Annotated in this window: 6 protein-coding genes and 1 rRNA gene; 5 read left to right on the plus strand and 2 right to left on the minus strand. The window is 46.6% G+C overall.

All coding sequences use genetic code 11. From position 1 onward, the window contains the following. From NTZ10_00195 to NTZ10_00205, 3 genes are all read left to right on the plus strand, one after another. A complete protein-coding gene (locus NTZ10_00195) occupies nt 1-1,158 on the plus strand; it encodes a radical SAM protein (GenBank protein ID MCX5748656.1) in 1,158 nt (385 codons plus the stop codon). Nucleotides 1,159-1,160: 2 nt separating this feature from the next. Next, nucleotides 1,161-2,099: a Gfo/Idh/MocA family oxidoreductase gene (locus NTZ10_00200; protein ID MCX5748657.1), complete on the plus strand. Its 939-nt coding sequence runs from the start codon at nt 1,161-1,163 to the stop codon at nt 2,097-2,099. A gap of 91 nt (nt 2,100-2,190) precedes the next feature. Then, the gene (locus NTZ10_00205) at nt 2,191-3,483 is read left to right on the plus strand and encodes a GDP-mannose 4,6-dehydratase (protein MCX5748658.1); all 1,293 of its coding nucleotides are present in this window, start codon (nt 2,191-2,193) and stop codon (nt 3,481-3,483) included. 9 nt (nt 3,484-3,492) lie between these two features. Here NTZ10_00205 and NTZ10_00210 read toward each other — a convergent pair whose 3' ends face one another. Further along, nucleotides 3,493-4,746, minus strand: a complete 1,254-nt coding sequence (locus NTZ10_00210) for an FAD-dependent oxidoreductase (protein ID MCX5748659.1) — start codon at nt 4,744-4,746, stop codon at nt 3,493-3,495. Between the two features lie 50 nt (nt 4,747-4,796). On the opposite strand from NTZ10_00210, the gene bioA reads away from it, so the two are divergent. Beyond that, entirely contained in the window at nt 4,797-6,158 is a 1,362-nt protein-coding gene (gene bioA, locus NTZ10_00215; GenBank protein MCX5748660.1) for an adenosylmethionine--8-amino-7-oxononanoate transaminase, read from the plus strand. Between the two features lie 37 nt (nt 6,159-6,195). Then, the gene (locus NTZ10_00220; protein MCX5748661.1) at nt 6,196-6,438 is read left to right on the plus strand and encodes a hypothetical protein; all 243 of its coding nucleotides are present in this window, start codon (nt 6,196-6,198) and stop codon (nt 6,436-6,438) included. Nucleotides 6,439-6,645: 207 nt separating this feature from the next. Here NTZ10_00220 and NTZ10_00225 read toward each other — a convergent pair. Beyond that, a 16S ribosomal RNA gene (locus NTZ10_00225) occupies nt 6,646-7,337 on the minus strand; the annotation flags it as partial.

A 7,337-nucleotide genomic window follows, 5' to 3' on the forward strand; every position in this document is an offset into this window, starting at 1 on the left:
ATGCACAGAGCGAATATAATACCTGAGGCGAACAGATACGCGCAGTTATTGACGACACATATAACACGTCAGCGGGGTGCCGCGTTCAGGCCTTTTGACGGGGTAATGACCCTGCCGAGGCAGCTGGAGATCCATCTTTCAAACGATCTGGGAAAGCGCTGCAATATAAATTGCATTCATTGCCAGGGGCAGCACCTCCAGCAGGTAATAACGCCTTTCTATGATAAGGTCTCTTCTCTGGTCGCAAAATTAAAAGGACGGATCCCTCTTTTTGTTCTGTCAGGAGCTTATTCTGAACCGGCATTGAACGAAAAGCTGATCGATCTGCTGGAACTCATTAAATCGACGGGTTCAAGTTTCGGCCTGCATACGAACGGCACGCTTCTCAGGGGTTTGGAAAGAAAGAACGGTTTTTTGACAAGACTGCATGCGGCCGCGGGTTCAGAAGATGATTACATGACCGTGGCGATCGATGCATGCAGTCCGGAATCCTTTGAAAAGACAAAAAGAAGATCAGGCAGACTTTATGACGAGGTGATCACCGGCCTTAGAGAATTGTATAGGATCAGGACGCAAACGCCAAAAGAGACATTGAAGACCAGGATAACATATCTGTTGAACGACTATAACAGTGATCCGACCGAGCTTCAAAAATTTGTCGAGCTGATGAGATCGGTAGAAGTGGATTCAGTCAGGTTCGCGGTGCCTTACGCGCCTTACGGTACACCTCTTGCACAGTGTCTTGAACATAAGGAGGAGGTGGAACTGCCTTTTTATGAGAAATACTGGCACGCCATCGCGCCTCTACTGTCAAAAGTGCCAGGTCAAAGGACTCATGTCTTTGTAATGACACCTGAAAAACAGGACGTGGAAAAAATAGATTTTTATCACTGTTACTACGGATATTACATGATAAATCTCGGAGCTGACGGGTTTTTCTACAGGTGTTCGGCTGTTGCGCATCCGGGGTTTAAAAGCCACAGGCTAGGTCCGGTCACGGATGACCTTAATGAGTTTTACGCGATGATACTTAAGAACCAGCAGGAAGGCTTTGACCCTATGAAATGTTGCCTTCCTTTCGGGGCAAGATGCAACAGGGCATCGATCGAGATCAACAGGCAGTTTGACGACGAGTATTATCCTGATAAAGAGGTCTGATAATGATACAAGGAAAGATCCAGCTCGGACAGATAGGTTATGGATACTGGGGGCAGCGGCTCTACAGCTATTTTTCTGCGCATCCGGGATTCGAGGTCACAAAAATCGCAGTCAGAGAGCCGCTCAAGGCCAGAAGCGGCCTGAACTGCAGAATGACTTCAGCCCAAGATATTTACGATGACAAGAACATTAAGGCAGTAATTGTTGCGACCCCGGTTGAGACCCATTACGGGATCGCAAAGGATGTCCTGGCAAGCGGCAAGCACCTGTTTTGCGAAAAAGTGTTCACAGGTACAGCAAAAGAGGCCGAAGAATTACAGAGAATGGCAGAACAGAGACAGCTTAAGATAATGGTCGATTATACGTTCACGTTTTCACATGGCGTGAGAAGAATGGTCGAAATAGCGAAGTCCGGGCAGATCGGAAAGCTGTCTTCGGCAACGTTCGAGATGGGCCAATTTGGTCACTTCAGGCCTGAAGGAGTGTATCCCCTCCTTGGCAGCCACATGCTAAGTATACTCAACATGCTATATCCCCTTCATGAATTTGAATTTGTCAGGAATGATCTGCTGGTAAGGGCAGGGATCACGGAATCAGGCTGGTTATCATTTGCACATTATCGTCTGCCTTTTGGCGGACTTTTTAATTTGAGTTTGAATAATCCGGAAAAGACCAGGAATATAGCGCTTTACGGCACGCTTGGGACAGTTGCTTATAACATGTACTCAAGTCCTGCCGTTAAACTTGCCTGTTTTGACAGGGAATGTGTTCATCAGGTAAAACAGGATACCGGACAGGAATTATGCAAAGGAGGCGAGAATGACAATCTTGCCCTCAGTGTCGATGCTTTTTACGAGATGATCGCATCTTCCGGCCCATCAAATATCGATTGTGCAGTAGAGGTTGCCAGGGCGCTCGAACGGATCTCCTTAGGAAAATAAATTCACTGAAATTTCCAGAAAATCCGTTCGATAGCTTTGTAGACGGGAAACCTAAGGCAATAATAGCCCAAAGATCTAAAAGGAGAAAGAAATGTCTTTAATAAATAATGGATCGATCGCGAAGAGGCTTAGCGAAATCGGAACGAAAGAATACGTTTTACGCAATAGACCTGATGCGTTATCCGTTTCAAAGCGGGTAATGATCACAGGAGGAGCCGGCAATGTCGGCAGTAATCTTGGCATGGCTCTTAGGAAAAGAGATTTTAATGTTGCTGCTTTTGATAACCTGAGAAAAGGTCACCGCGCGGCTGCGGCCATAGCGGGAGCCAGGTTGTTCGTGGGCGATCTTCTGGACCATGATGCCTTGACCGGCGCGCTTAGTGAATTCAAACCGGACGTTGTAATACATTGCGCAGCGTTGATAGAAGTGGGTGAGTCCGGAAAACTGCCCCAGGAGTACATCAACAACAATGTGGTCGGGACCCTTAACCTTTTTCATGCCATGCAGCAGCTTGGAATGAACAGACTCCTGTTCTCCAATACCGCGGCGGTATATGACGGTACGCTGGGACGCCCGTTGAAAGAGACCGATCCGTGGGATGCAAGGAATGTCTACGGCGCCACAAAGGGGGCAGATGCTTTGATCTGCAAGCAGGGAAAGTTATTCCCCAGTTTGAAGTCTGTACATCTGCATTATTTTAATGTTTGTGGGGCTCCGGAAACAGGAGTGCTTGGGGAAGACCACGGTATCGCGACCGAATCCCATATCGTCCCGATAATATTGCAGATAGCACTTTATAATCTGCTGAAAAAATACGGTTTGGACCTCCCTTTCTACGATCCGGGAGCGCTCGCAACTATATATGGTAAAGCCGGCAGGGACCGTTTAAAAGTATTTGGTAATAATTATAATACGCCTGACGGCACCTGCATCAGGGATTATATTGGGATGGGCATAAAGGTATTCTTTCATCTTCAGGCCATACAAAGGCTGTTATCCGGAAATATGGAATCGCATTATGAGGCATTCAACCTCGGGACAAAAAAAGGACACTCGGTACTGGACATATTGAACAGATGCGAGAATGTTGTCAGGCAACAGGTCGGTCTTCCTGCTATAGAAACACACGGATTGCCACTTGATTCGGACAAAAGGCTTATACCTGCCGAAATAGCCGAAAGAAGACAGGGAGATGCGGATTTTCTCGTTGCCGACCCTGAAAAAGCCAATTCTATCCTGGATCCCAGAAACAGCAGGCCGGTGCAAAATATCGACAAAGAGATTGAATTTGCTTTATGGTCCATGCTTTACAGGCCTCTGGGGTACGAGCATCGTCCTGCGGTAACAATGGATCATCAGGTGCTTAGATTTTACGAGACATAGAGATTGGTTCTATAAGGCTTTAAAAAGCCTTCCCGCTTCCCATACCGCTTCAGGCAGGGTAGGGTGGGAGTGGATGGTCTTTGAGATGTCCTGAGCCGTAAGTTTATTCCTTATCGCCAGAGTGATCTCTGCGATCAGGTCGGAAGCATTGTCCCCGATGATATGGCCGCCTAAAAGGACCCCGGTCTTGGCATTAGCGACCAGTTTGACAAAACCTTCCCGTTCTCCCGATACGGTCGACTTGCCCAGCGCGGCAAAGTTGAATTTTGATGTTTTTATATCCATCCCTTTCTCTTTAGCTTCTTTTTCTGTCAGACCGCAGGAAGCGACTTCAGGAAACGAGAACGTGCAGGAAGGAACAGCGCTGTAGTCCATAACTGCGTCTTTTTCGCAGGCATTTCTCGCGGCGACTATGCCCTGCATCGTTGCCGTATGCGCATACATAGATATGCCGGTGACATCGCCGATCGCATAGATCCCCGGGGTCGCCGTTTCCATCTTTTCATTAACGTCTATCTTTTCGTATTTTCTTCCTGAAGCTATCATCACAGGGATCCCGCTTACTTCTAGGGCATTGATATCGGCTTTACGGCCCGTTTCTATCTTTATACCCTTTTTTCTGAGAATCGACTCGAGCAAAGAGGATATTTCTTCATCTTCAGAAGGAAGTATTTTAGGGAGCATCTCATAAAGGCTAACTTCGGATCCCAAAACGTTGAATATACAAGCGAACTCGACCCCGACCGCACCGGCGCCGATTATCGCGATCCTTTCCGGTAATGTTTCCATGTCCAGGACCTCATCGCTAGTGAGAAAACCTTCTGCCGCGGCTTTTTCGGTCCCTGTCGCGATTATTACCTTGGAACAATTAAGGGCCTGTTCTTTTCCTTCGTTTTCGACTGACACGCTTCCTGCGCCTTTTACTGAGGCTTTCCCGTTTATTATTTCTATTCCTGCATTCTTGAAAGACAAGGCTAGCGCTTTGCGCAGCCGGGAGACAACATTATTCTTTCTTTCCTGTATCTTCTTCCAGTCAAAAGAAATATTCTCAGCGCTGAGCCCGAATTCTCCTGCCTTTTTCATCTTCAGGTAAAGCGCGCAGGAAGCGATGATCGATTTTGTGGGAATGCAGCCTTTATTCAGGCATACGCCGCCGAGGTCAGACTTTTCTATAAGCGCGACTTTTTTATCCAGAGAAGCAGCTTCAAGCGCTGCAGCTGTTCCTCCGGGTCCGGAGCCGATGACGATGATGTCGTATTTCATTGTTGGATAAATTATAACAGATGGAGACAGCGTGTTCACCGAAAGATCGAATGAGTGCTAAAATTATAGAAATGAAAGAGCCGCTAAAAAAAGACCTCAAATACAACTGGCACCCGTATACCCAGATGAAGGACCACGAGACGCTTCCGCCGATATTCATAAAAAAAGCAAAAGGTATCAAGCTTTTTGATGATAATGGCACCTGGTATTATGACACGATCTCAAGCTGGTGGTGCAATGTCCACGGCCACAACCATCCTCATATCACCAAAGCTGTCAATAAGCAGCTCAAGAAGCTTGACCACGTACCTTTTGCCGGATTCACGCACGAGCCGGCAATAAAATTATCGGAGAAGTTAATATCGATCGCTCCGAAAGGGCTGACCAGGGTTTTTTATTCGGATAACGGTTCCACTGCTGTTGAAACCGCCGTAAAGATGTCGCTGCAGTACTGGAACAATATAAGGCGTCCAAAAAAGAATAAGTTCGTTCATCTTGATCTAGGATACCACGGTGATACTGCAGGAACTATGAGCCTCGGTGGCGTTGATATTTTTAATAAAGTATTCACTCCTTTGTTCTTCAAGTCATACAAGGTCCCCACGCCTTATTGTTACAGGTGCCCGGTGAAGAAGGAAAGAAAGGACTGTGCGATAGAATGTATAAAGCCGCTTGAAAAGCTTTTAGAAGAAAAAAACAAAGAAATCAGTGCTTTCATAATAGAACCGATGGTCCTCGGCGCGGCGGGGATGATAATCTATCCCGTTGAATACCTGAAGAAAGCTTATAAGTTATGCAAAAAATACAATGTCCATTTTATCGCGGATGAAGTCGCCTCCGGTTTCGGAAGGACCGGAAAGATGTTCGCCTGTGAATGGGCGGGCATAAGCCCCGATTTTCTCTGTTTGTCAAAAGGGCTGACATCAGGGATACTGCCTCTTGCGGCGACATTGACGACAAGAAAAGTCTACAAAGCTTTTTATTCCGATTTTAAGGACAGGAAAACCTTTTATCACGGCCATACCTTTACGGCGAACCCGACAGGATGTTCTGTCGCGCTCGCAAGCCTTGAGATATTTGATAAAGAAAAGACCTTAAAAAACGTTAAAAATATTTCAAAACAATTATCTCAGGCCGTTAAAAAGTTCAAAGTCTTGCCGTTTGCGGGGGATATAAGGACAATAGGTTCGATATTTGCCATAGAGCTGGTAAAAGACAAACGCACAAAAGAGCCGTTCAGGTTTGAAGACAGGGTGGGATATAAGATCTATAAAGAAGGTTTAAAACATAATCTGATACTCAGGCCGATAGGGGACGTTATATATTTATTTTTGCCGCTTTCGACGGATAGCGCCCGATTAAATGAAATATTGGCCAAAACAAGGCGGGTTTTAGCTTTTTATGACCGATAAACAATAATTTCCCTCTAAAAGAGAGTATAATAAATATATGGACACAAAAGATCCTCAAACCGATGAAAGTAAGATGAGCACCAAACAATTCGTAAGATGGTACAACGACAACGTTCCCGAAGATTTTCCCAAAAGTTCCGTCGAATCGATGGATGATTTCAAGAAAAAACATCACGGCCTTTTCAGGGGCCGCCGCAAATGGCAGATAGACAGGCACAGGAAACATGTTATGAACTGGCTGTTTATCAGAAAAAGCCTGGAAGCTATAAGTTCTAACTGACCGCAAAACATTTTCGCAAATAAAAAAGGAAGGCAATGCCTTCCTTTTTGTTTTCTCTTCAAAACTAGACAGGGATTATATGGCTTGGTCCGCTTCCCAGCGGACAGACCGTTATTAAGCAATACAAAATCGCCTAAGAGATCGCAAGTCAAAGGATCTTGTCGCTTCCTAAAAGTGACCTTGATCCAAGACCGGTGTTCTCCTTAGAAAGGAGGTGATCCAGCCACACCTTCCGGTACGGCTACCTTGTTACGACTTCACCCCAATCATCAGCACCACCTTAGGCGTCTACCTCCCGAAGGTTGGATCGACTACTTTGGGTGTTTCTGACTCTCATGGTGTGACGGGCGGTGTGTACAAGGCCCGGGAACGTATTCACGGTATCATGTCTGATATACCGTTACTAGCGATTCCGACTTCATGAGGGCGAATTGCAGCCCGGTTTTGCCTCTCATTGTGGGTTGGATTGTAGCACGTGTGTAGCCCTGGACATAAGGGCCATGCTGACTTGACCTCATCCCCGCCTTCCTCCCATTTATTATGGGCAGTCTCGCTAGAGATCCCCGAATGAACGGGGCAACTAACGATAGGGGTTGCGCTCGTTGCGGGACTTAACCCAACATCTCACGACACGAGCTGACGACGACCGTGCAGCACCTGTCTTATGGCTCCCTTGCGGGCACTCCCGACTTTCATCAGGATTCCATAGATGTCAAACCTTGGTGAGGTGCCCCGTTTGTTGACGAATTAAACCCCATGTTCCACCGCTTGTGCGAGCCCCCGCCAATTCCTTTGAGTTTTAAGCTTGCGCTCGTACTCCCCAGGCGGTGAACTTAACGCGTTAGCTTCGGTACAAGGACGGTCGATGATCCCAATACCTAGTTCACATAGTTTACGGC

Source organism: Candidatus Saganbacteria bacterium (assembly GCA_026387835.1).
In the GTDB taxonomy this organism is placed as follows: domain Bacteria; phylum Margulisbacteria; class WOR-1; order JAKLHX01; family JAKLHX01; genus JAPLKZ01.